Raw genomic sequence first — 22641 nt, 5'->3', positions numbered from 1 at the left:
CTGCGTCCATGTTAATTGTAGTAAGAATACAGAATACTTACTTCAAATCTATCAACTTCATAGCTGTAAAGATGTATACTAGTCATAGGTCAAGGGAAAGGAAGGATTCTGTATGAAAAAGTGTTTGGGTATTGTGTTGGGAGCCGCTGTCTGGGGAGCGCTGCTGTATGTGCAGGGGACGCCGGTCATCGATGAGCAGATTGCTGAAGATGTGGTACGTTCTGTGCATCCCGATACGGCATTTTGCGAGACGGAGCGCATAGGAACAGGAGATGAGGAAAGTCTCCGCGTTGCTTATGTCACTACGGATATGCAGCAGGGCGAGGTAACATTTGCCAAAGATGGTCATGTGCTGCTGGCAGAAGAATAAATGTGAACATGAAAAATATGAAAGGCCGCCATCAGGCGGTCTTTTTGTATGCGGTCAGATTTGACAAGTCAACTTGACCGGTCAATTTTGACTTGTCAAAATCTCCTATGGAAGGTGATATCGGCCTTGCTGTCGAATCATAGCAGTGAAAGAAGGTGAGTCTATGGAAAAACCTAAGTTTTGGCAGCGCAATGACTTATCGCTGCTGTTCTTGCTCTCGATTTTCATGAACGGCTTTGAGACGGGCGGCTATCAAGCGGCACTTCTCTATATTGGCCAGGAGTTTGATCTATCGATAGGTCAGCAGGGGATTCTGGCCTCGGTACAGCTCGTGGCAACGATGATTGCCCCCTTGCTTTTGGGGCCGCTCGCTGACCGCATCGGCAAGCAGATCATGCTCGTGGTGTTTACGGCCAGCCGCGTGCTGTCTGCAGCGGTTATCCTGCTGGCGACAGATTCCGTGGTATTTGCCATCGGCATCTTCACTCTTGGCTTTGCCTGCAGCATCGTGCAATATGTTGCCATTGCTGGCATGCAGGATGCTTATCCGCTAACGCGCAATCGACGCATGGGCTATATCACGGCCATGTTTGCGCTTGGCGCAGTGGTGGCACCGTTGATTGTAGGCATATCGGTGGGGATGCCCGGCGGCTGGCGCAGCTTTTTCCTTTTGAGTGGTCTCATCTTCCTGCTGCTGACTGTCTTTTTGGCTCGCACGGATTTCTCGCCGCGCGAAGAGCTCGCGGCTGAAGAGGTCCAAAGCAGCAGTGACCGTCTGTACCTCAAAGGGATGGCTTTGCTCTGTACCATCATGTTCATCTACGTCGGCGTAGAAAATGGCGTCTGTTTCTTCCTCAGCAATTTCATGTTGGCCACTATGGATTCAGCGCGCGGTTATCTGGCCTTGTCACTGTTTTGGCTCGCGATGATCCCTTCGCGCTTTCTCTGCGGCATCTTCGCTAAGTATCGCGACAAGCTCATCTATATCGCACCGCTGGGGGCAGCGCTTTTGCTTGCCATCCTGACGCTCCTCACTAGCGAGCTAGCTGCTTTTGCTGTCGTGTTTGCACTGGGATTTTTTTGCGGCGGTGTATATCCCAATGTCCTTACGTATGTTGCTGACTTTGCTGGCGGACGGACCGCAACGGTTACGGCAGCCATCACGGTGGCTACTGGTGTCGGTGCCGCCATTGTTTCGGCCAGCTTTGGATTCCTGCATGCAAGCTTTGGCTTTACCGGAGCATTCCTGATTCTTGCCATACTGCTCGGCATCGATGTGGTGGTAGCGCTGCTTGTGCCACGTCTGCGCCGTTAAAGGACAGGATTCACATTTTGTGCTAAAATATTCAAAGTACGAATATTTAGGGGATGATGATTTGAAGGTAATAAGACAATGACATTAGATGAATTACAGCCGGGAGAGGGTGCGTTTATCAAGCAGGTAAGTGGCAGCGGTGCTTTGCGCCATCATCTGCTTGACATGGGGCTCACGCCGCATACGGAAGTCACGCTGCAGAAAGTAGCGCCAATGGGCGATCCCATACAGCTCAAGGTCCGCGGCTACGATCTGACGCTGCGGCTCGATGAGGCGCGCAATATCGAAGTCGATGGGGTGCACCGCCAGGAGGACGAAGCCTATGTCGAGCGGCGCAGCCGCGACATTGCCCATCCCGGCGTCGGCGAGCTCGACTATGCGCCTAAGCATCATAAACACGATCCAGCGCCGATACCGAAGGGAGCGCCGCTGTCCTTTGCCTTGGTCGGCAATCAGAACTGCGGCAAGACGACCCTGTTCAATCAGCTGACAGGCACGCATCAGCATGTCGGCAATTTCCCTGGCGTGACGGTTGACCGCAAGGACGGTCAGATTCGCGGCCATCGTGAGGCACGGGTGACGGATTTGCCAGGTATCTATTCCCTGTCGCCGTATTCCAGTGAGGAAATCGTTACCCGGGACTTCCTGCTGGAGTCGCAGCCCGATGGCATCATCAACATCGTCGATGCCACGAATCTTGAGCGCAATCTGTATCTTACCATGCAACTTATGGAGCTGGGAATCCCGATGGTGCTTGCCCTCAACATGATGGATGAGGTGCGCGCTAACGGCGGCTCAATCCTATTAAATGAACTCGAGGCAGTCCTTGGCATTCCGGTCGTGCCGATTGCGGCCGCCAAGAATGAAGGCGTTGACGAACTCGTCGATCATGCGATGCATATGGCCCGCCATCATCGTAGGCCCATGCGCATCGACTTCTGCAAGGACAGTGACGTTCAGGGCGATCCTATTGCCTCGGTGCACCGGGCAATCCATGCAACGGCGCATATGATTGAGCCAGAGACACGCAAGATCAAGATGCCCCTGCGCTTTGCTGCTACCAAGCTCATCGAGAAGGATCGGCTGATGGCTGAGAAACTGTCACTGCCGCAGGAAAAGCAGGAAATGTTTGCCCATATCCTGACCATCATGCAGCAGGAAACTGGCTTGGATGCTGAGGCGGCAATGGCTCATATGCGGTTCACCTTCATCACGAACCTGTGCGTTCAGACTGTCGTCCGGCCCCATGAGAGCCGCGAACATCAGCGCAGCGTGATGATTGACCGCATCTTGACCGGACGCTATACAGCAATCCCGAGTTTTATGGCCATCATGGCCTTCATCTTCACGATGACCTTTGCCGGCATCGGCGCTATGCTGACTGACGGCATGGCCGTCGTGGTCGGCAGCGTGACTGCTGCCATCGATACCCTGCTGACAGCAACAGGGGTCAATCCCGTTGTCCATGACCTCCTCATCAATGGCGCCCTAAGCGGCATCGGCAGCGTCATCAGTTTCCTGCCGACCATCGTGACCTTGTTCTTCTTCCTGTCGATTCTCGAGGATACGGGCTATATGGCCCGCGTAGCCTTTGTCATGGACAGGCTGCTGCGTCGCATTGGCCTTTCGGGCCGCAGCATCGTGCCGATGCTCGTCGGCTTTGGCTGCTCAGTCCCAGCCGTCATGGCAACGCGCACGCTGGCCAGTGAGCGCGACCGCAAGATGACCGTGCTGATGATTCCGTTTATGAGCTGCAGTGCCAAGCTGCCGATTTATGCGCTCCTTATTGGCGCTTTCTTCCCGCAGCAGTGGCAGGCCATCATCATGATTGGTCTTTACTTCACAGGGATTATCGTTGGTATCTTGTTTGCCCTGCTGCTCCGGCGCACACGGTTCCGTGGGGAGCCTGTGCCCTTTGTCATGGAGTTGCCGAACTATCGCCTGCCATCGGCTAAAAGCGTGGCCCGGCTAATCTGGGATAAAGCCAAGGGATTCCTGATAAAGGCCTTTACGATCATCTTCCTGGCGTCCATCATCATCTGGTGCTTGCAGATGTTCGATGCGCGCCTCAACGTAGCGGCTGCACCGGAACAAAGCCTGTTGGCAGCTATCGGCAAGCTCGCAGCGCCAGTCTTTGCGCCACTGGGCTTTGGCGATTGGCGGGTAGCGACGGCGCTGATTACGGGCTTTATGGCAAAAGAAACCGTCGTATCGACGCTTACGGTTCTGCTTGGCGGTGACATCACATTGCTGCAGGGCCTGTTTACACCGCTTACGGCGCTTGTGCTATTGGTCTTTATCCTGCTCTACACGCCCTGTGTGGCCGCGATTTCGACCATGCGCCGGGAGATTGGCGGCGTCAATGCTTTCATGACTGTTATCGTGCAGTGCATGATTGCCTGGTCAGCAGCTTATATGGTACGCCGTCTGCTTTTGTTATTTGTCTGATAGGTTCGAGACGATGAATCTTTGCCGATTCATCGTCTTTTTGTATGCAGCAGCAAATATTTGCAGGAAGTCAGCCGGTCTTGAGCGAATAGATTATAGTGAGTATCAGTAAAGACTTCTGAGGTGAACAATATGATCATACAAGTACAAGTCATGGGGTATATCGTGACGAATGCTTATTTTTATATCGATGACGAAACAAAGCATGGTTTCCTGATCGATCCTGGAGCTGAGCCCGAGAAACTGCTGGGCATCATTGAGGAGAAGGGATTTACCATCGAAAAGATCCTGTTGACCCATGGCCACTTCGATCATATCGGGGCAGTGCCTAGGCTCCAACAGGAGCTAAAGGTACCAGTCATCATGCAGCAGAATGGCCGGCAGTATGCAGAAGATCCTGCCTGGAATCTCTCGTCGCAGCTGCCGGAGATGATTACCCTTAGGGATGTCACCTACATCAACGACAATAGCGACGTCTTGTTGCAGGCGAATCCCGCCTTTTTCCTGCATATGGTGCCGGTGCCAGGCCATACCTCCGATGGCTGTATCTACTACAGCGTGGCCGCTAAGGCAGCCTTTGTCGGCGACTCGATTTTCCAAGGAAGTTACGGGCGTACGGATTTGCCAGGCGGCGATGAACGTCAACTCATGCAGGGCATCGTTCAAAATATCCTGAGCCTGCCTGAAGATACCACGCTGCTGTCCGGTCACTCGGAGCCGACCACGGTAGCCGCGGAACGGCAGATGCCATGGTACCAAGGGATACTATAAAAGCTTTAACTTAGACAGATGAAGGAGAAACGGGATGGCTATGATTCGTGTTCTAGTGATGGAACCCTCAGCAATGGCACGGGACACGGTTTTAGCGGAGATTCGAAAACGATTCCAGGATGTCACGCTGGCTGGCGTGTCGGAAATCGACGAGGCAATCCTGAAGATCCGGCTGTTCCGGCCAGACGTTATCGTGTTGAACCTGTTCATGGGAATCCAACAGACTGATAACCAGATGTTCTTGTCGATTATCGTGCATATGACGCATGCACCTGTGGTAAGCTATGGTATGCTTGCCAAGACCAGAAGCTGCGCCGAATCAATGGGAGCGTTTTCCTACCTGGCTAAACCGAAAGCCGATGAGGATAAGACAGCATTTTTCGATGAGCTTGCCTTATCGATCGCGAAAGCTTACGAACAAAAGGTGGCCAGCAGGCCAGGCGGAGCCAGTCAGGTTGCTGAGCTGAAGAAAACCTTTCCGGCAGCGCCGCAGACACAAGCAAAACCAGCAGCTGTACCGGCAGTCAAACGCAAGAAGCCGGTAATCGTACCGGTGGAGCAGCCAGCGATACGACATACCAATGTACCGATCCGCATCATCGCCATCGGTTCTTCCACGGGTGGCACCAAGGCACTTTCGGATATCCTGCCACAGCTCAGGCCGCCGCTGCCGCCCATCGTCATCGCCCAGCATATCCCGCCGGTCTTTTCCGAGCGGCTGGCAGAAAGGCTCGATAATGAATGCCACCTCACGGTAAAAGAGGGGGCTGACGGCGATATCGTCAGGAGCAATACCGTTTATATTGCCCCAGGGCATAAACATATGACTGTCAAGCGTATCGATGGGGGCTTTCAGCTCGTCTGCCAGCCGGGCAGACCTGTGCACGGCGTCTGTCCATCGGCCGATGTGCTCTTCCATTCAGTAGCACAGACCGCTGGCGATACAGCGCTGGGCGTGATCCTTACAGGGATGGGCCGCGATGGTGCCGAGGGGCTTTTGGATATGTTGCGCTGCGGAGCGCGTACCATCGGACAGGATAAGCAAAGTTCTGTGGTTTACGGCATGCCCAAGGCAGCCTTTGATATTGGCGCAGTGGAACTTCAGATCCCGCTGGAGAAAATGGCAAGGACCATTCAGGACTATTGCCGTAATGATGGACGCTGAAATGGAATAAGGAGCATAGAAATGAACGAGATAACCAAGGAAAACGGAACGGAACAACTGCCATGGCAGAAATCTGTCGGCGCTGTTCTCGCTTTATCCGATGACTATACTTCCGTTTATTGTGTAAACTTAGCAGATGGCACGATGACGGCCTTTACGACCCAGGATGTGTTCCGGGCCGCAATGGATGAGCCGCCAGCAGGGCCGATTTCCTATACCGAAGGACTTTCCTGCTATGCCGAGCGGCAGGTCTATCCCCTTGACCGCCTGCGGGTACGGGCTGTGGCCTCACTGGCTTATGTCAGCAAGATGCTGAAGGAAAACCGCACGTATACGATTACCTTTAGCCTGCTTATCAACCAGGAAGTCCACTTTGCTGAAATGAAATTCGTGCGGCTGGAAGAGTCGGAGGGGAAGATAACCTCTGTGGTACTGGGCATTCACGAAAACGATGAGCAGATTGGCAGCACGATGGTCCATCAGCATATCATCAAGGAAGTAGAGGCAATATTCTTCTGCGACCTCAACCAGGACATCCTGCGCGTCTACAAGAAACCGCAGATGGTTCCGCTGCCTGATGACAAGATGACCATCTCCTACAGCCGTACCATGACATATCTGTTGCCACTGGCTGGCGCAGAGCAAAAAGAGATGCTGAAGAATCTTGCCAATCCACAATTTGTCAAAGAATTCATCGCCGACGAGGAGAGCCGCGAATTCGTCTACGAGCTGCCCGAATGTGATAATCCCTGGCGCCGAGCCTTGTTCCAGATTTACGACCGCGGCGAAGATGGCAAGGCTGCCCGCGTCATCGTATCATTTAGCCCCCTAGACTACAATCGGGCCAAAGAATTCGAGATGGCCCAGCGCCTGCAGCATCAGAGCAAGGAGCTGGCCAAACAGCATGAGCAGCTTGAGCTTGCCTTGCATCAGGCCAATGCGGCCAATCAGGCCAAGACCCATTTCCTGACAAATATGTCCCACGATATCCGCACTCCCATGAATGCCATCATGGGATATACCGCCCTGGCAGCTGCCCATCTAAACGATACGGCCTGTGTCCACGGGTATCTCGACAAGATATCGACGGCCAGCGACCACCTGCTGTCCATCATCAACGATGTGCTCGATATGAGCCGCATCGAGAGCGGCAAACTCATGCTTGATGTCTCGGAGAACAGCTTTGCCGATATCGTCGAGGAACTGACGAATATCCTGCAGCCCGATATGGATACCCAGCAGCTCTCGTTCCAGGTCGATACGCAAACAATCGTCAATGAAAGCATCTATTGCGATCGCCTAAGACTCAATCAGGTGCTGCTGAACTGCCTGTCCAATGCCGTAAAATTCACCAAGCCGGGTGGTACCGTCTCCCTGGAGATTTCGCAGGACCCGCAGGCACCAGCAGGCTATGGCAGTTTCACCTTTGTCATCCGCGATACGGGCATCGGCATGGCTCCCGAGTTTGTCGCCCATATCTTTGAGCCCTTTACCCGTGAGCGGACGAGCACCCAAAGCCGCATACAGGGGACGGGGCTAGGGATGGCCATCGTCAAGAATCTTGTCGATATGATGGGCGGTGACATTTCTGTCTGGAGTGAGCCAGGCACAGGGACGGAAATCACCATCAACCTGCTGCTAAAACTCATTGACAACGACAAAGCAACGAAAAGCGTTGGCAAGCCTGCAAACGCTGCCAGCGAAGAGGGGCGCAAGAGCAATAATTCCCTCGAAAGCCGCAGCAATGTCCTGCAGGAGCAGGATGATCTCCATGGTCATGTGCTGCTCGTCGAGGATAATGAGATCAATGCCGAGATTGTCTATGCTTTGCTCGAGAATACAGATATCAAGATCGACTTGGCCGAAAATGGCGCCATTGCCGTGGATATGGTGCAGCAGGCGCCAGAGAAAGGCTATGATCTCGTGCTGATGGATCTGCAGATGCCTGTCATGAATGGCCTTGATGCGTCAAGAGCCATCCGCAGCCTGCCGAGCCAGTGGACGCATGATGTGCCCATCCTTGCCATGACGGCCAATGCCTTTGACGAAGATCGCAAGGCGGCCATGGAAAGCGGCATGAACGATTATATCTTAAAACCTATCGACCTTCCGAATCTGTTCCAAAAGCTACATGAATATCTCGATTAAGTAAAAAGATGAAACGAAAAATCGCCCGGCAGAGCATAAACTCTGCCGGGCGATCTTTATTATTCGATTAAGCGTGAGCGAGATTGTCGTCTTCGTCGTAGACAGGCGTATGAGCCGTAGCCAGTTCGGAGAAATCGAACTGTGGCATGCTGCCTTCGGACAGGTTGCAGACTTTTGCCATGACATCCGCGTCGGCGGCAAAAGGACGGCACTCTTCAAGGCTGCGCTCCATCTGCTGCAGCTCCGGTACATAGAAACCGAGTCTGTCGGCTACGTATTTGAATTCATAGAAATTCTTCGTCAGTTCACACCATTCAAGATTTTTCATATCAACACTCCTTAATACATCTTTTCATCCCATTCTGTTACCAGGAACATCCCAATCGTTCCATCAAATGTAACATGTTTGATAGTATACGCATTAATTTTTGACGTGTCAATACGATTCTCTTAAATAATCTTAATCAATTGCATTTAATACGAAACTTACCACTTTCATTTCAGCAGTTTACTCTGGTTCATATTGATGATTTCGCCCATCAGCTGTTTGCCGAGAATATCGGGATGCAGGCCATCGACGGAGAACTTGTTGTCCATGAACCGATGAGTCGGATCATAGAAATAGGGCTCTAAATCGATAAAATACTGCTGCTGACGAATCCACCCGTTGATGGTGGCCAGTTTCTTCTGCCATTTCGGATCGGTCGGCGCCTGGAAGGCCACAAGGATATTAGGCGGGTTGACGGGCATCAGCGTCAGGAAAATCGGCCGGATGTCATTCTTGATACATTTCTCACGGATGGCCTCGAGGTCGTTGACCACGGATTCAGCACTGGTGGTCGACGAGCGCAGACTGTTGGTGCCTGTGAGGATCAGCAGATTGATAGGTTTGAACGGCAGCACATCGCTATCGAAACGGTCAAGGGTCATCTTTGACGTATCACCGCTGCGGCCAAGGTTCAGGCAGGGGAAATCAAAATACGTCGTATAGCTGTACTCGAGAGCTGCCGGTGAATTCGAGACAGCACCGCCGCCATGGGTGATGCTGTCGCCAAGAACAGCCACAGGCACGCGTTCGGGCAGATCGGGCATCGTGAAGTGCTCGGTGTCAGACCAGGTTCCCATGGTATAGCCCTGCTTGTCGACGGCGCGCACACGCCAGTAGTAGTCGCCGGCGTAGGGACGCGCGTACTCGTCGTAGCAGGCAGCGCCGTTTACCGTATTGCGCCAGACTGCATCCACATCGGCCACCGTGCCGTGTTCTTCCGTAGGCGGATGGATCAAAAGCTCCACTTCGTAGCGGGCGGCATCGTGAAGCGGTATCCACTGGTAAACTGGGTAGACCGGCATCTGGAAGTTCGGCATCTGGTCAAAGGTATTGAGTAGCGGACGGTTTGGCAGCGGCAGATCAGGATTGATATGGAGTTCCTCAGCCTTGGAGAATTCGCCCATCGGGTTGTGATGGATGTCGAGGGCGCGCACACGCCAGTAGATGAACTTGCGGTTGGCATATTTCTTGAGATCTGCTTGCCAGCCATTCGTAAAGATCTGATTCGTGCTCTCAAGATGGTTAGCCTTATCGTGAGCAGTGCCGCCTTCCTGAGCTGGTTTGCCTGAAAGCAGCTCCACCTCATAGCAGACAGCGTTGGGAATCGCATGCCAGACGAGGAAGGGCATAAGACTGGCCGGATTATCCTCGGTATAGTGATAAATCGTTACCGGCGACTCCGGCGATTTCGCATAGATTGGATTGTCGATGGGTTCAGAGGGCGGCGTCAGCTGGCCGAACATGCCATAGGCCGTTACGCGATACGTCGTCGGGATACCGCTGCGGGGCACCTCAAAAGTCGAGTTCATCGTATAGCCACTCGTAAAGAAATGATATTCTGGTTCACCGCTTACAAGTCCTGTCGTGCGCGAATATGTCTCAACTTTATAGAAACATGGATAAGGAAGCGGATCCCAGGAAAGGATCATATGACCGTCCGTTTCGTGAAACGAAGTCTCCAGCGTTATATTGCGCAGCCCGAGTATATCGGTTTTTTCAGCCATAAAGGCCGACAGCGCCGTAAAGGAAAAAATGATAACAACAAAAAGGAAAAATTTCTTCATATAAACACACCAGATTGCAGGATTTTTTTCGAAAATTAGCGTAAAATAATATAGGTACAAGATGTACGAAATTTATTATAGCATATTTCTGAGGTGATAGGTATGGAAAAGCATGGGTTAGTCATCGTTCATACGGGAAATGGCAAGGGAAAAACGACAGCAGCATTAGGACTTGCTGTCCGCGCCTGGGGAGATGGATTCCGCGTCCTTATACTGCAGTTCATCAAGGGCGGCTGGAAATACGGGGAGCTCAAGACACTCGAAACCCTTGCGGCCGCGGATGGACGCATCGAGATTCGCCAGTGCGGACTTGGGTTCACGAATACCGATGAGCATGAGCAGGCCGAGCATCTAAAAGCTGCTGCCGAGGCACTGGCTATGGCGAAGGAGGCCATCACGAGCGGAAAATACGACCTTGTCATTCTCGATGAGATAAACTATGCGGTCAAATTCAACCTGATTACCGAGGCGCAGGTCCTCGACCTCTTGGCCTGCCGCCCGCCAGAACTGCATCTCGTGTTGACGGGCCGCGATGCAGCGCCGGGGGTCATCGACAAGGCTGACCTGGTGACCGAGATGAAGGAAATCAAGCATCCATATACCCAGGGCATCAAAGCGCAGCTCGGCATCGAATTTTGACCCAACCTGTATACTTGGCATGTAACTTTGTAAATTATTTAACGTTAATCCCTTGAATAAATCGCATATATGCAGTAGAATTGTAACTATGTAGCGAGATATTGTCAGCAAATGTATTGATACGATAGACAAAATATATCTCAGATTAGGAGAGTTGAAAAATGAGAAGTGACATCGTCAAAAGAGGCGCTACGCGCTGTGCCCATCGTTCCCTGTTTCATGCCAATGGCTATGGTCCGGAGGATTTGCGTAAACCGCTGATTGGTATCTGCAATTCCTTCAACGAGATCATCCCTGGTCATATCCATCTGCGCGAAATCGCCGAGGCGGCCAAGCTCGGTGTCGCTGCGGCAGGCGGTACGCCTGTCGAGTTCCCGGCCATCGGCGTTTGCGACGGCATTGCCATGGGCCATACGGGCATGAAATACTCACTGGCCAGCCGTGAGCTCATCGCTGACTCCGTGGAATCCGTGGCTATGGCCTCCGGCTTTGATGGCCTCGTATTGATTCCAAACTGCGATAAGGTCGTACCGGGCATGCTGATGGCAGCAGCCCGTCTCAATATTCCCTGCGTCGTCGTATCGGGCGGCCCGATGCTGCCAGGCCGTTTCCATGGCCGCGATGTCAGCGTCAGCCAGGCCTTTGAAGCTGCAGGCAAGTTTGCGGCAGGCGAGATGGCTGCCGAGGAGATGGAGGAGCTCGAGGCTAAGTGCTGCCCGGGCTGCGGCTCCTGTGCCGGCCTGTTCACCGCCAATACGATGAACTCGCTTTCTGAGGTCCTCGGCATGGCTCTGCCTGGCAACGGCACGATTCCAGCAGCCTATACGGGCGCCCGTCGTCTGCTGGCGAAGCGCGCTGGTGCCGTCATCATGGATCTCATCGAAAAAGATATCAAGCCGCGGGACATCCTGACCCGCAAGGCCTTTGAAAATGCGATCACCGTCGATATGGGCATCGGCGGCTCGTCGAATACGGTACTGCATCTGACGGCCATCGCCCATGAGGCTGGCATCGAGATCCCGGCGCCGCTGTTCGACGAGATTTCGCGCCGCACGCCGTATATCACGAAGCTCAGCCCGGCAGGCACGCATCATATGGTCGACCTCGACGAGGCTGGCGGCATCTCGGCTGTCATGAATGAGCTTGCGAAGAAAGACCTCATCCATCTTGATGCCCTGACGGTCACGGGGTCGATGGGCGACCGCATCAAGGATGCCAAGGTGCTTGACCGCACGGTCATCCACAGCGTCGAGGACCCCTACCGCAAAGAAGGCGGCATCGCCATCCTCAAGGGCAATCTAGCCCCGGATTATGCAGTCGTCAAGGCCTCGGCTGTCAAAGAGGATATGCTGACTTACGAGGGCAAGGCCAAGTGCTACAACTCGGAGACTGAGGCCTGCGATGCCATCATGGCTGGCGAGATTGTCGATGGCGATGTCGTCGTCATCCGCTACGAGGGCCCGAAGGGCGGCCCGGGCATGCAGGAGATGCTAAACCCGACGGCTGTTATCACAGGCCGCGGACTAAAGGTCGGCCTCATAACCGATGGCCGCTTCAGCGGTGCCAGCCAGGGCGCCTGCGTCGGCCATGTCTCGCCTGAGGCGATGGAGGGCGGCCCGATTGCCCTGATCGAGGACGGCGATATCATCTGCATCGATATCCCGAACCGCAAGCTTGAGCTCAAGGTCAGCGACGAGGAGCTCGCTAGGCGCAAGGCTGACTGGAAACAGCCAGAGCCCAAGATCAAGCATGGCTATTTGTCAAGATATGCAAAACTCACGACCTCGGCCAGCACCGGTGCCGTACTCAAATAAGCCTTCGGGTTATGAATTGTCATGGTTTGTGTCCATGATATAAGTTCATTTTTTAGGAAAGACTTGGAAGATATAGTCCCCGGCAGAATTGACTTTTGCCGGGGCTTTTTTTGTCAGGAGGGAGATTCAAGCGATTCTATTGCTGGCCGGATAGACGCAACGAGTAACAGGTAACGCGTGGCTACCTAAGCCAGAGAGCCCCGTTTATTTGACATGTCAATTCTGATATTGGTACATCTTAAGGAACGAAGCTCAGCAATTTGCAGAAGTCCTCCGTTGACGGTATCGGGCGCTTGACGCTAGTTCCTTGGTAGAAGAACATTAAGGAGGGCTAGACCATGAAAGAAACGCTTTTGATTGAGTTTGCGGTGGAAAACGGCAAAAATACCGCCATTTCCATCCCCGACCCGCGCGAGGGCCTGACGGAAAATGAGGTTTATAAAGCCATGATGGAAATCTTGGAACGTCGCTGTCTCCTGGCAGAAAACGGAGCTACGGTCAATGGCTATAAGAAAGCCTATCTGCGCATTGTGGATGAACAGGCATTGCCTTAAGGAGGCGCTCTTATGGAATAAACCATCCTCACCGCCGTTTCTGCCGTGGGCTTTCCCATTGTGGTGACCTTTTATCTATTGACCAGCTTCCAGAAGTCCATGGATAAATTCACCGGCAAGTTAGGCGAGCTGATACAGGAGCTGAAACGGTTGGAAAAATGACATAAGGCGGGCGGCGTTGACAGTCAAATTGACCAGTCAACGCCGCCCCATTTGCGATTTATAAAATTCCTATACAATCAGGGATTCCTCTAAAATGAACTTGTTGCTCTAACATAGTTTTGAATGGAGGAATTGCTTATGAAAAAGAACAACAATGGTACTGTATACGGTTACATTCGTGTATCTACTGTTTCACAGAGAGATGACCGGCAGTGGATAGCACTGGCAGACTTCGGTATTCCGAAGAAATGTATCTTTGTGGACAAGCAAAGCGGCAAGGACTTTGACCGTCCTGCCTACACCAAAATGATGAAGCGCCTTACCCCTGGCGATACCTTGGTGGTAAAGAGCCTGGACAGGCTGGGGCGCAATTATGACGAGATGACCCGTCAGCTGGACATCATCACCAAGGAGAAGGAGGCCGCCATTGTGGTCATAGACCTGCCGCTCCTCGATACCCGCAATAAATACGGGGATGACCTCACGGCAAAACTCATCTCCAATCTGGTCATTCAAGTCTTTTCCTACGTTGCGGAAACGGAACGGAACATGAACCACCAGCGCACCATGGAAGGACTGGCAGCGGCCCGGGCAAGAGGCGTGACCCTGGGCAGAAAGCCAATGGAGAAACCCAAGGGATTTCCAGCAATCCACGCCCAATGGAAAGCCGGAAAAGTCTCCGCCCGCAAGGCCGCAGAGGCGCTAGGCGTTTCAACGCCTACCTTCTTGAAGTGGGCCAATGCGTCAACTGACGCGTGAACGTAAAAAAATCCATGGTTTTTTTTACGGTCCATGGATTCTTTGATTTGGCTTGAAGTTTGGTTGTTTTTGGTTCTTTTTCGGCATTTTACCGCTTTTTTCTTGTAAATGACGGATTTTTTTTAGTGTTAATTTTACCATGGTATTATTTACGCCCTATTATTGGGAAAGAGGTGTATTGGGATTGGATGCTATGAATATCAAAATAATGCGTGCAGAAATGGAGTCGCTATTTCAAGAATGGGAAGCGGCACATAAGCGAAAGGGCTATGAGCGATTCATCCGTGATGGCATTGTATCGCCGGAGGATTGGTATGGGCAATCTACACCAAAGATTTGCTACTTATTGAAAGAAGCCCGTCACGATGATGAAGGTTATAATTTAGTAGAGAATTTGCAAGCTAGTGGCCCATGGCAAATGTGGAAGAAGGTGGCTGTTTGGACGGAGGCAATCTTTCAGGCATTTGGTGACGGCAAGGAGTATGATCAAGAGAGAATACAGACCAATATCCGACAGAATATAAACCGCATAGCCGTTATTAATGTCAAAAAGAGTAATGGTCAATCGAAGTCCGATTACCAGGAATTGAAGAAATATGCTAAGGAGGATAGAGTTTTTTTACGCCGAGAACTGGATATTATCAATCCTGACATCATTGTATGCGGTTATACCAGCCATTGCCTAAGAGTTATACTGGGTGATGACTGGAAGAATAATAAAACGGATATGACTTTGTTTGGTGAATGGAATGGTAAATTGGTGATAGATTATTATCATCCGGCTTCAAAATATCCGCATAGGGTAAATTATTATGCGCTTATGTCTATTTGCCAAGTGGCTAGAGAAAAATACAAAATTTAAGTAAGGAATTACTTTAATTGTAAAAGATGGAAATATTGAGCTGGTAGTAGCTATATGATAAATTAAAGCGGTTATAATGGGAGGTGTTCATAATGGAAAAGATTATGAAGCTCGGCGGGATTGGAGTGGTAATACTCTTTGTTATTATAATGCTGAGCTCATTTTTTACTAATGTCGATATGTCTTGGCAAAATATTGAGGCAGGCTATTACAGACAAATCGTAATGCTTCCAAATGGGAAATTTATTGGTATATGCAAAGTTAAAGATAGTGAAGCAAATAATGCAGGGGTAACTTTAAAAGTAGAAAAAGAGGATGGAACATTAAAAAGAATAACTGCCGTTAATGATGGTAATTTAGATTATGGTTGCATTTTTGTATTAAAACCAATGACTGATTTCTTTTTTACATCATATGATTCTATTGTATTTCAAGAACTTGCTGTTAATGTGAATGGTAAAGATTTGGAATATGAGTGGAAACCGGACAAAAATGACAAAATTTCAAATAAATATACATTAGTCGATGGAGCCGTCGGACTACCCAAAACTGTATTAGTGAAATTAGGTAATTCATTATCTGAAAAGTATACCTTAACCTATAAAGATGATAAAATAACTAGCATTCAGCAATATGATTCAAATGATAAAAAGACCACTGAGTATATATGGGAATATAATAGTACATTATTACCATCATCAATTTCTCTTAAGAGAGATAATGGCGATATTGGCATGCGCCATGAATACAAATATGATTCCAACAATCGCATTATCGAAAATAGATATTATGAGGTTTTTTATTCAGAAGGCCTGCAACCGTTTCAACCGGATCGTGGTGGAATTATTATCAGCAAATTCAGTAGTCCTATAATTCCACGTAATAATAGATTTGATGCACTGTGCTGGGGCGCTATTGTACGTTATACATACACAGATAATAATCCTTATCCTATAACGATAGAAACATTAGATAAAGATGAAAAACCACTTGATACAATAAGAGAAAAATTTTATAAAGTTGCTCTAAAATATGATGATAAATGCAGGATTATACAAGTAAATGCCTATCATTCTGATGGAACACCTGCGCCAATACCTGAATCAGAAAAATACATAGGTGGTAAAGATGCAAAGTATTCTAATCCACCGACCTATGAAATTCGCATACAATACAATGGCAACACATTTAATCAGCAAAATATCGGAAAAGAAGTCAATACAAATAATGCAACGCCTACTAAGCAAAATGATAAACTTAGTTTGGGGGGAGTTGCGTTAACTAATGCTGTAACTGATTTATCGTCATTACTTGGGACACCAATTACAACAGAAAATAAAAATGGTATAACAGTTCAAAAATATAAAGATGTTGAAGTACATATCTCTGACAGTCAAATACAAATGATTGTTTCTAATTCGCCAAATGCAAAAACTGGTAGAGGTATTCATGAACAATCTAGTATCCATGATACTGTTAAGGCGTATGGCGGAGCTTATGAAACATCAGAGTATGGAAATTATGACTTGATAGAGTATAAAGTTAATGATGCTAAAATTGGAGAATGTATCATTCGCTTTGCAGTTGAAAAAAACAATAATAAGGTGAATTACATAAGCATAAGAAGGGCGGGATAAGTGATGTGTAACATTTATTCTAATTATAATAAATGTTATTAACTAAATGAGAAAATGAATTAACAATTTACTTGTTTTGCAAAAGGGAGTTTGCTATGGCACAAATGACTCGTGCTAAACTATTGACTGACATTGTAAACATAATCGTTAACCGACAAAGACTACTAATGGCAGGTGATTTATCAAGTAGTATAAATTACTGGAGAAAACAATTCGATATTGATACACCACTGATTAACGATATAATTCGTCAAACGGAAGAATATACGGCAAAATTTCTTGGTGGTAAAGGGTGCTTGATATTTTTTGGGATTTGCGTGACGATAATTTGTTGCTTTTTGTTTGGAGGATACGGATTGTTTATGGGGATTATGTGCCTGGGATATGCACTTACTCATACAACTCCTGTCCTTTTTGGCAAAGATATTAATGAAAAAGATGTTGCTTTGAATAAGATTATAGAAAGAAAAATAACTTTGGAAACAAATCTAAAAAAGCATATAGCTGCTGGCTCTACTATCCCCGAGGAATTTGCCAATAGTGTAGCACTCAATCAAGCTAAAAAAATTCTTGATGCTAATCCAACACTTACAGCAAAAGAACTTTTTTCCCTACTACGGGAAAAAAGAGACGCTTATAGCGGCACTTTGACACCTAAGCAAAAGCGTGTCTTAGCGCAGTTGCCTTATCAAATAAAAAGCTACTATATTTTCATGAATGGAAAAGTAGTACCGCAAAATCTCCATTAACCTTCCTGCCAATAAGCAAAAGCTGGAGCTTGACCAGTCCGATTGACTAGTCAAGTTCCAGCTTTTCGTGTCTATGGTTAAGGATGACAAACCTTGCAGGCCACATAGCCGTCATTAATTGCTGCTTCCCGAGAACTGTACGGAATGAAATTTTCCGGGTGCTTGATGGTGCGGCAGGTAATGTAAACTCCCCCTTTAAATATCCCAATTTCCTGCATTTTCTATGTATAGTATGTTCGCGGCTTGGGCGGAAAATCCTCTTTCGTGTCGGGGGCAAAATAAAAGAGCCTTGCAGGTTACCAGTCTGCAGGCTCTTTTACCGGTGTGAACTTGTGGTTGACACCTTATTTTTGTTGTAGATATTGCCAGCAGTCTAGTGGCTGCATGGCTCTATGACAAGTTCCGTAATGATATTGTACTATTTTCCTTAAATACTGGCAAGGGCTTTTGCGATGTCGTCACTATGGCGGGAAAAAACAAATGTATAATTCTTTGTTCACAGTGCGCGCACATTATGAATTTTTGTGCTATACTATTCATTGCCGCTACCTCTAACCATGGTAATCCCACGGCAGCGAGGGAGGTGAAGCCCGTGGTTGATAACCTACTCTTTTCGTTTGTCGTAGGTATCGCCAGTAGTCTAGTGGCTGCATGGCTCTACGACATGATACGCCATAGCGGCAAACACTAAACTTGTCGGAAGTCCGGCCCCACCAACCGGACGGATGACGCAAAAACGCGTCAGTGCATCACAGCATTGGCGCGTATCTTTTTGTAGGCAAAAATAAAAGAGTCTCACAGGTCACCATCCCGAAGACTCTCCTACCGGTGTAAACTCGTGGTCTACCCCTCTTTTTCGTTTGTAGGTTAATTATACCATTTCCGTTATATACTAGCAAGAAATTTTACGCAAAAATTCTAAGGATGACAAACCTTGCAGGCCACATACCCATCATTTACCGCCGCCTCACGGGAACTGTACGGAATGAAATTTTCCGGGTGCTTGATGGTGCGGCAGGTGCTGTAATGAAACTTCATGGAACGCGGATTGGCTAGATAATCCGTGGCCATGGCAGGTGTAGCCACCATCAGCGAAAAGGCAGCTAAGTTGCCGAGAAGCACCAACAACTGGTGGCCGGATGGTAACGCACAGGAGGTGTTTCCTCCTCTAAATCATTGCGACCAAGGGAGAGGATTTGTGTGTCCTCGTTATCGATAAAGCCGGTTTCCACCCGCACGGCGGCTATTGAGCACACTTGCTGACAAGTCAAATTGACTTGTCAAAGGTTTGACTTGTCAAATCAATCCATAAAATGAACATGCAGCTCCTTTTCGATGTTTCTTGTAATACTCTGCCTGTTATGCGTAGGTATATGTTAGCAGGAATTGATGGGAAATGTGTAGAAGATAGATTCAATTACAGGGAAGGAGTGTATGCACGATGAATAGGGGGAAAAACAAACAGCTGGTTATTGCTGTCATTTTGGCTTGCCTGGGGGTGCCATCCTGGGCAGGAGCCTATACTACGGACTATGTTTACCATGATGGGAAGAAATTTGCCGAATTAATGATTCTCAATCAAGGGGATACGTTCATTAAGGTAGGCAAGGATAGCGTTGCAGGCCCTGCGAAATATACATTAAGCCCGCTGATGAGAGGGGCGGTGAAATCCGGTACGGCTTACTGGGCAGGCATATTGGACCCTTATTTGAAAACCAGCCAGCCGGCTCAGATCGTGCTTACCACGGATGCTGACCCCAATGCATCGGCAATACCGGTTTCGCTGCTGCATAAGAAGGGAACAGACCCCAGTGTTGCTGTGGAAAATTATGTGGCGCAGGGGCTTCAGGGAAAGATAATCCGGGCAGATGCCAAAGAGTTCGACAAAAAGCTCTTTGATGCTGACGATGGTATGTATGCCTTCAGCAGGGTGACAGTTGGCCAGCATGCAGGAGCCAATCGCGATGGTGCCAGTGCCGGGTGGTGGGTGGATACGGATACGGTGCTGCCAGCCAATGAGCAGGCTGCGGATTTTGTGGGGACTATCCGCCATGAGTTGGGACATGCCTTGGGAATCATGGGCAAGTTTCAGAAATTCGATAGCAAGACAAAGACATGGAGCAGTGTTGTTAATAATCCCATGTACACAAGCAAACTTGAATTCATATCCCGCTTTGATGACCGTGCAAAAGACCGCGACGAATGGAATATGCACCTGATTGACCAGAATGGCAAAGCGGCCAAGCCCGGGATGGTGATTTCCACGACTGCCAGCATCAAGGAGACCCTGGCAGCCATTCCGGGATTGGCCGAAGAAGATTTGTTTATCGTTGACAACGGTGACAGTAATCCAAATCTAAGCGGCAAAAAAGGTTATGCTTTTTTTGTGGGCGACCATGTCACGGAAGCGCTGGATGGTGCCACCTTCCATGGTGTGTCCGGCCTGCCGGTGAATGCCTGGGAAAATCTTTTGTTCTATAACTTCGAGGGCTCCCATTTGCAGACCTCGGGTATGATGAGCCATCGCGTTTATAGCAACTACACGTCTTTTATGGAAGCTGAGTTGGCGGTCATGCAGGATTTGGGTTATGATTTGGACCGCAAAGCTTATTTCGGCTATTCTGTTTATGGCGATGGCGGTGTTATCGATAATACCCATGGCTATTCGGCGCGCAATGCAGCGGGAACGGCCTATACGGGCGGCTACAGCAATGTGCCTCTGGGCATTGGCCTGCATATCTATGGCTCGAGGAATACCGTCACGCAACGTGCCGATATTTTGACGCATGGTACTGGCGCCACAGGCATCCGTGTGGACGGCAGCGAAAATACCTTGGTCATTCCCAAGAGCACCGAGATTCATGCCGATGGCCAGCAGGGCAACGGTGTGCTCATTGCCTATGGCCGCGGGCAGACGGTGAAACAGAGCGGCACGGTTACAGCCAAGGGGCAGGATGGTACCGGCATCCGCTTTGACTTCGGCTCTAGCACCAACGGTGCCGCGGACGAGTATCGCGGCTCCTATATCCGCTATAAGCGTACGGTAGATGCGCCTACCGGCAAGATTTCCAGTGCAGAAAATCTGCCCCTCACCGAGATGAATAAATTCGAATATAATTCCGCGGCAGATGAACTGCAAGGGGCCATGGTGGATTGTTATGATCTGTCCGGTACTTTGGAGGGCGGGAAGAATGCCATCTATATCGGCAAAAATGCCCTGGTGAAAAATATCAATGTGCAGGCTGGAGCCAAAATCAAGGGCAATATCACTTCAGACTGGAAGCACTTCGATACAGACGGCAGCTATGATGCTGTGGCTGTTGTTGAAAAAGAAGCCAAAGGCGAAGCGCTCAATTTGCAATATAAGGGGATGAAATATGACTATAACGAATACATCCCCGACCTCGTTACCAATCTCAATTTCAGCGGGGAACATGACTATACTGGCAATATCAATGGCAAAGACAATATCAAACTGAATGTCACGGCAGGTACTTTGCGTTATGGCGGTAAGGCCAACGTGGTAAGCGTAACGGTGGACAAGGATGCCACGCTGCTGGATGGCAATTACACGGTAAACAAAATGACGGATATAGCTGCCGGGTTCCGTGATGATGACACGGGGAATGTAATCAACCACGGCACACTGGGGACTTCCTCTCCGGATGGCTGCGTGGAGATTGCTGGGGATCTGAAGGCGGATGGCACACTTAGGGGCATGGCAGGCGGCTCGGATGGACAGATCAGGGTTTCGGGCACAGCTGCTATTGACGGGGCTACCCTGCTGGCTGCCAATATCCTTCCCCATGAAAATTTCAGCGTTCTGGCAGTCAAAAACGGCAACATCCAGGGCAGTCCCCAAAATGCTACGGGTACGCCCTATAAGACCGGTCTTGCCAATATCACGGCCAGCGTGGCAGGCAAAGAAATAAAGGTCACTTCCGAGGCGTCCAATAACCTGGGGAAAGTCGATGCCGTGCAGCAGGAGACCTATGAGGCCATGGAGTCCATGCGGCAGGATCTGGCAGGGGATGAGCGCCTCAGCCAGCTCCGCCCTCTGTACAGTCTGGAACCTGATAAGGCCAAGGGCGCCTTATCAGCCATCGGCAGCAGCGGAGCGACGCAGCTTGCCGCACTGGCCCAACAAAGCACCGTTTCTGGCCGGGTGATTTCCGACAGGCTCAATACGGCTTTTTCCCTGCAGCCTGTAGCGCTTACTATTCCGGCCAGCAAGCTGCGGGACAGCGGGCAGGAAGAAGAGGCCGGACTCCGTTTGACCACGCAGCTGCCCGTTGCCCAGGATAACAACGCCTGGGTGAAGTTCACCAAGAACTGGGGCGATTTGCGCGGCGGTGCCAGCTATCATGGCAGCGCTGTTTCCGGCGGCTATGACCGGGCTTTCGGCAAAAATTACCGTGGCGGTGTCTTTGTCAGCTACAATGCCGTAAGTTTAGGCGCGGATAGCAGCGGGGGGAATGCCTACGATACCCGCGTGGGGCTCTATGGCGGTTATCATAAGGATGCGCGGGATGCGTATATCTATCTGGACTATGGCATTGTGCGCAACAAACTGCGCCGGGGGATTCCGGCTTTGGGCCTGAATGCCGCTGCAGATTACAACAGCCATATCATCGAGCTGGGCGGCGAGTATAAATACGATTTGCAGAGCGAGAGCGGCAGGGGTTGGCATGTAAGTCCTTATGCGGGCTTCCAGCTGTCGCATATGCGGCAGGGGGCTTATCGGGAAAAGGGGGCCGGGATTTTCAACCAGCAGGCAGCAGGTAACGGCAATACTTATTTCGCCGGAACCTGCGGCGTGGAGCTTAAGCGCTATCTGCACAAGGGTAATTATGGGATACGGCTGGGAGTAAGACACGCTTTTGCCGGGGCAAACCCCGAGCTTGACTTCCGTTACGAAGGCTATGATGGCGGGCGCTATACTCTGCGCAACAATCAGGATAAGACGCATTTTGAGCTCGCGTTAAGCGGCGAGGCAGAATTTGCGCCGGACTGGATATTGGCGGGGGATGCCGGTTTTTTGCGGGGCAGTCATGATAAGGACATTTCCTGTGCGCTGACCTTGCGGCGGGTATGGTAAAGCGCACCTTGTATTTATTGAAGGAATTCGCTATAATA

Annotated in this window: 18 protein-coding genes; 15 read left to right on the top strand and 3 right to left on the bottom strand. The window is 50.0% G+C overall.

What is annotated here, in order from left to right:
- Positions 1 to 112: 112 nt before the first annotated feature.
- The 6 genes from BM322_RS01205 to BM322_RS01180 all read left to right on the top strand — a co-directional run bounded on the left by BM322_RS01205 (position 113) and on the right by BM322_RS01180 (position 8217).
- Entirely contained in the window at positions 113 to 370 is a 258-nt protein-coding gene (locus BM322_RS01205) for a hypothetical protein (protein ID WP_075428082.1), read from the top strand.
- A gap of 163 nt (positions 371 to 533) precedes the next feature.
- Positions 534 to 1685 (top strand): sugar MFS transporter, encoded by a 1152-nt coding sequence (locus BM322_RS01200; protein WP_075428081.1) that lies wholly within the window; start codon positions 534 to 536, stop codon positions 1683 to 1685.
- A 78-nt stretch (positions 1686 to 1763) separates the two neighbouring features.
- On the top strand, positions 1764 to 4133 hold the full coding sequence (gene feoB / locus BM322_RS01195; protein WP_075428080.1) for a ferrous iron transport protein B: 2370 nt from the start codon (positions 1764 to 1766) through the stop codon (positions 4131 to 4133).
- A 132-nt stretch (positions 4134 to 4265) separates the two neighbouring features.
- Entirely contained in the window at positions 4266 to 4904 is a 639-nt protein-coding gene (locus BM322_RS01190) for an MBL fold metallo-hydrolase (protein WP_075428079.1), read from the top strand.
- A 34-nt stretch (positions 4905 to 4938) separates the two neighbouring features.
- Positions 4939 to 6069, top strand: a complete 1131-nt coding sequence (locus BM322_RS01185; RefSeq protein ID WP_082334269.1) for a chemotaxis protein CheB — start codon at positions 4939 to 4941, stop codon at positions 6067 to 6069.
- Between the two features lie 21 nt (positions 6070 to 6090).
- Entirely contained in the window at positions 6091 to 8217 is a 2127-nt protein-coding gene (locus BM322_RS01180) for a hybrid sensor histidine kinase/response regulator (protein WP_075428077.1), read from the top strand.
- A 67-nt stretch (positions 8218 to 8284) separates the two neighbouring features.
- Here the strand turns inward: BM322_RS01180 and BM322_RS01175 are convergent, their stop codons facing one another.
- Both BM322_RS01175 and BM322_RS01170 read right to left on the bottom strand, forming a co-directional pair.
- Positions 8285 to 8545: a hypothetical protein gene (locus BM322_RS01175; protein ID WP_075428076.1), complete on the bottom strand. Its 261-nt coding sequence runs from the start codon at positions 8543 to 8545 to the stop codon at positions 8285 to 8287.
- Between the two features lie 167 nt (positions 8546 to 8712).
- On the bottom strand, positions 8713 to 10329 hold the full coding sequence (locus tag BM322_RS01170) for a GDSL-type esterase/lipase family protein (RefSeq protein WP_075428075.1): 1617 nt from the start codon (positions 10327 to 10329) through the stop codon (positions 8713 to 8715).
- 102 nt (positions 10330 to 10431) lie between these two features.
- Between BM322_RS01170 and cobO the strand changes: the two genes are divergently transcribed.
- The 8 genes from cobO to BM322_RS01130 all read left to right on the top strand — a co-directional run bounded on the left by cobO (position 10432) and on the right by BM322_RS01130 (position 17505).
- Positions 10432 to 10968, top strand: a complete 537-nt coding sequence (gene cobO / locus BM322_RS01165; protein ID WP_075428074.1) for a cob(I)yrinic acid a,c-diamide adenosyltransferase — start codon at positions 10432 to 10434, stop codon at positions 10966 to 10968.
- A gap of 161 nt (positions 10969 to 11129) precedes the next feature.
- A complete protein-coding gene (ilvD, locus tag BM322_RS01160; RefSeq protein WP_075428073.1) occupies positions 11130 to 12782 on the top strand; it encodes a dihydroxy-acid dehydratase in 1653 nt (550 codons plus the stop codon).
- Between the two features lie 338 nt (positions 12783 to 13120).
- Positions 13121 to 13336 (top strand): DUF2922 domain-containing protein, encoded by a 216-nt coding sequence (locus BM322_RS01155; protein ID WP_075428072.1) that lies wholly within the window; start codon positions 13121 to 13123, stop codon positions 13334 to 13336.
- 45 nt (positions 13337 to 13381) lie between these two features.
- Entirely contained in the window at positions 13382 to 13498 is a 117-nt protein-coding gene (locus tag BM322_RS13380; protein ID WP_318254486.1) for a hypothetical protein, read from the top strand.
- Positions 13499 to 13636: 138 nt separating this feature from the next.
- Positions 13637 to 14257: a recombinase family protein gene (locus tag BM322_RS01145; RefSeq protein WP_075428071.1), complete on the top strand. Its 621-nt coding sequence runs from the start codon at positions 13637 to 13639 to the stop codon at positions 14255 to 14257.
- Positions 14258 to 14441: 184 nt separating this feature from the next.
- The gene (locus BM322_RS01140) at positions 14442 to 15119 is read left to right on the top strand and encodes a hypothetical protein (protein WP_075428070.1); all 678 of its coding nucleotides are present in this window, start codon (positions 14442 to 14444) and stop codon (positions 15117 to 15119) included.
- Positions 15120 to 15211: 92 nt separating this feature from the next.
- Positions 15212 to 16756 carry a hypothetical protein gene (locus BM322_RS01135; RefSeq protein WP_075428069.1) on the top strand — a complete coding sequence of 515 codons (1545 nt, stop codon included), beginning with the start codon at positions 15212 to 15214 and terminating at the stop codon, positions 16754 to 16756.
- 95 nt (positions 16757 to 16851) lie between these two features.
- Positions 16852 to 17505 (top strand): hypothetical protein, encoded by a 654-nt coding sequence (locus tag BM322_RS01130; protein ID WP_075428068.1) that lies wholly within the window; start codon positions 16852 to 16854, stop codon positions 17503 to 17505.
- 918 nt (positions 17506 to 18423) lie between these two features.
- Here BM322_RS01130 and BM322_RS01120 read toward each other — a convergent pair.
- On the bottom strand, positions 18424 to 18627 hold the full coding sequence (locus BM322_RS01120; RefSeq protein WP_318254509.1) for a nuclease: 204 nt from the start codon (positions 18625 to 18627) through the stop codon (positions 18424 to 18426).
- Between the two features lie 319 nt (positions 18628 to 18946).
- Between BM322_RS01120 and BM322_RS01115 the strand changes: the two genes are divergently transcribed.
- Positions 18947 to 22603: an autotransporter domain-containing protein gene (locus BM322_RS01115; protein WP_075428067.1), complete on the top strand. Its 3657-nt coding sequence runs from the start codon at positions 18947 to 18949 to the stop codon at positions 22601 to 22603.
- Positions 22604 to 22641 lie beyond the last annotated feature (38 nt).

Origin of the sequence: Selenomonas sp. GACV-9 (assembly GCA_900116485.1) — a bacterium.
Lineage (GTDB): Bacteria > Bacillota > Negativicutes > Selenomonadales > Selenomonadaceae > Selenomonas_A > Selenomonas_A ruminantium_G.
The sequence above is the reverse complement of the archived record's forward strand: the minus strand, read 5'-3'. Positions and strand labels throughout refer to the sequence as shown.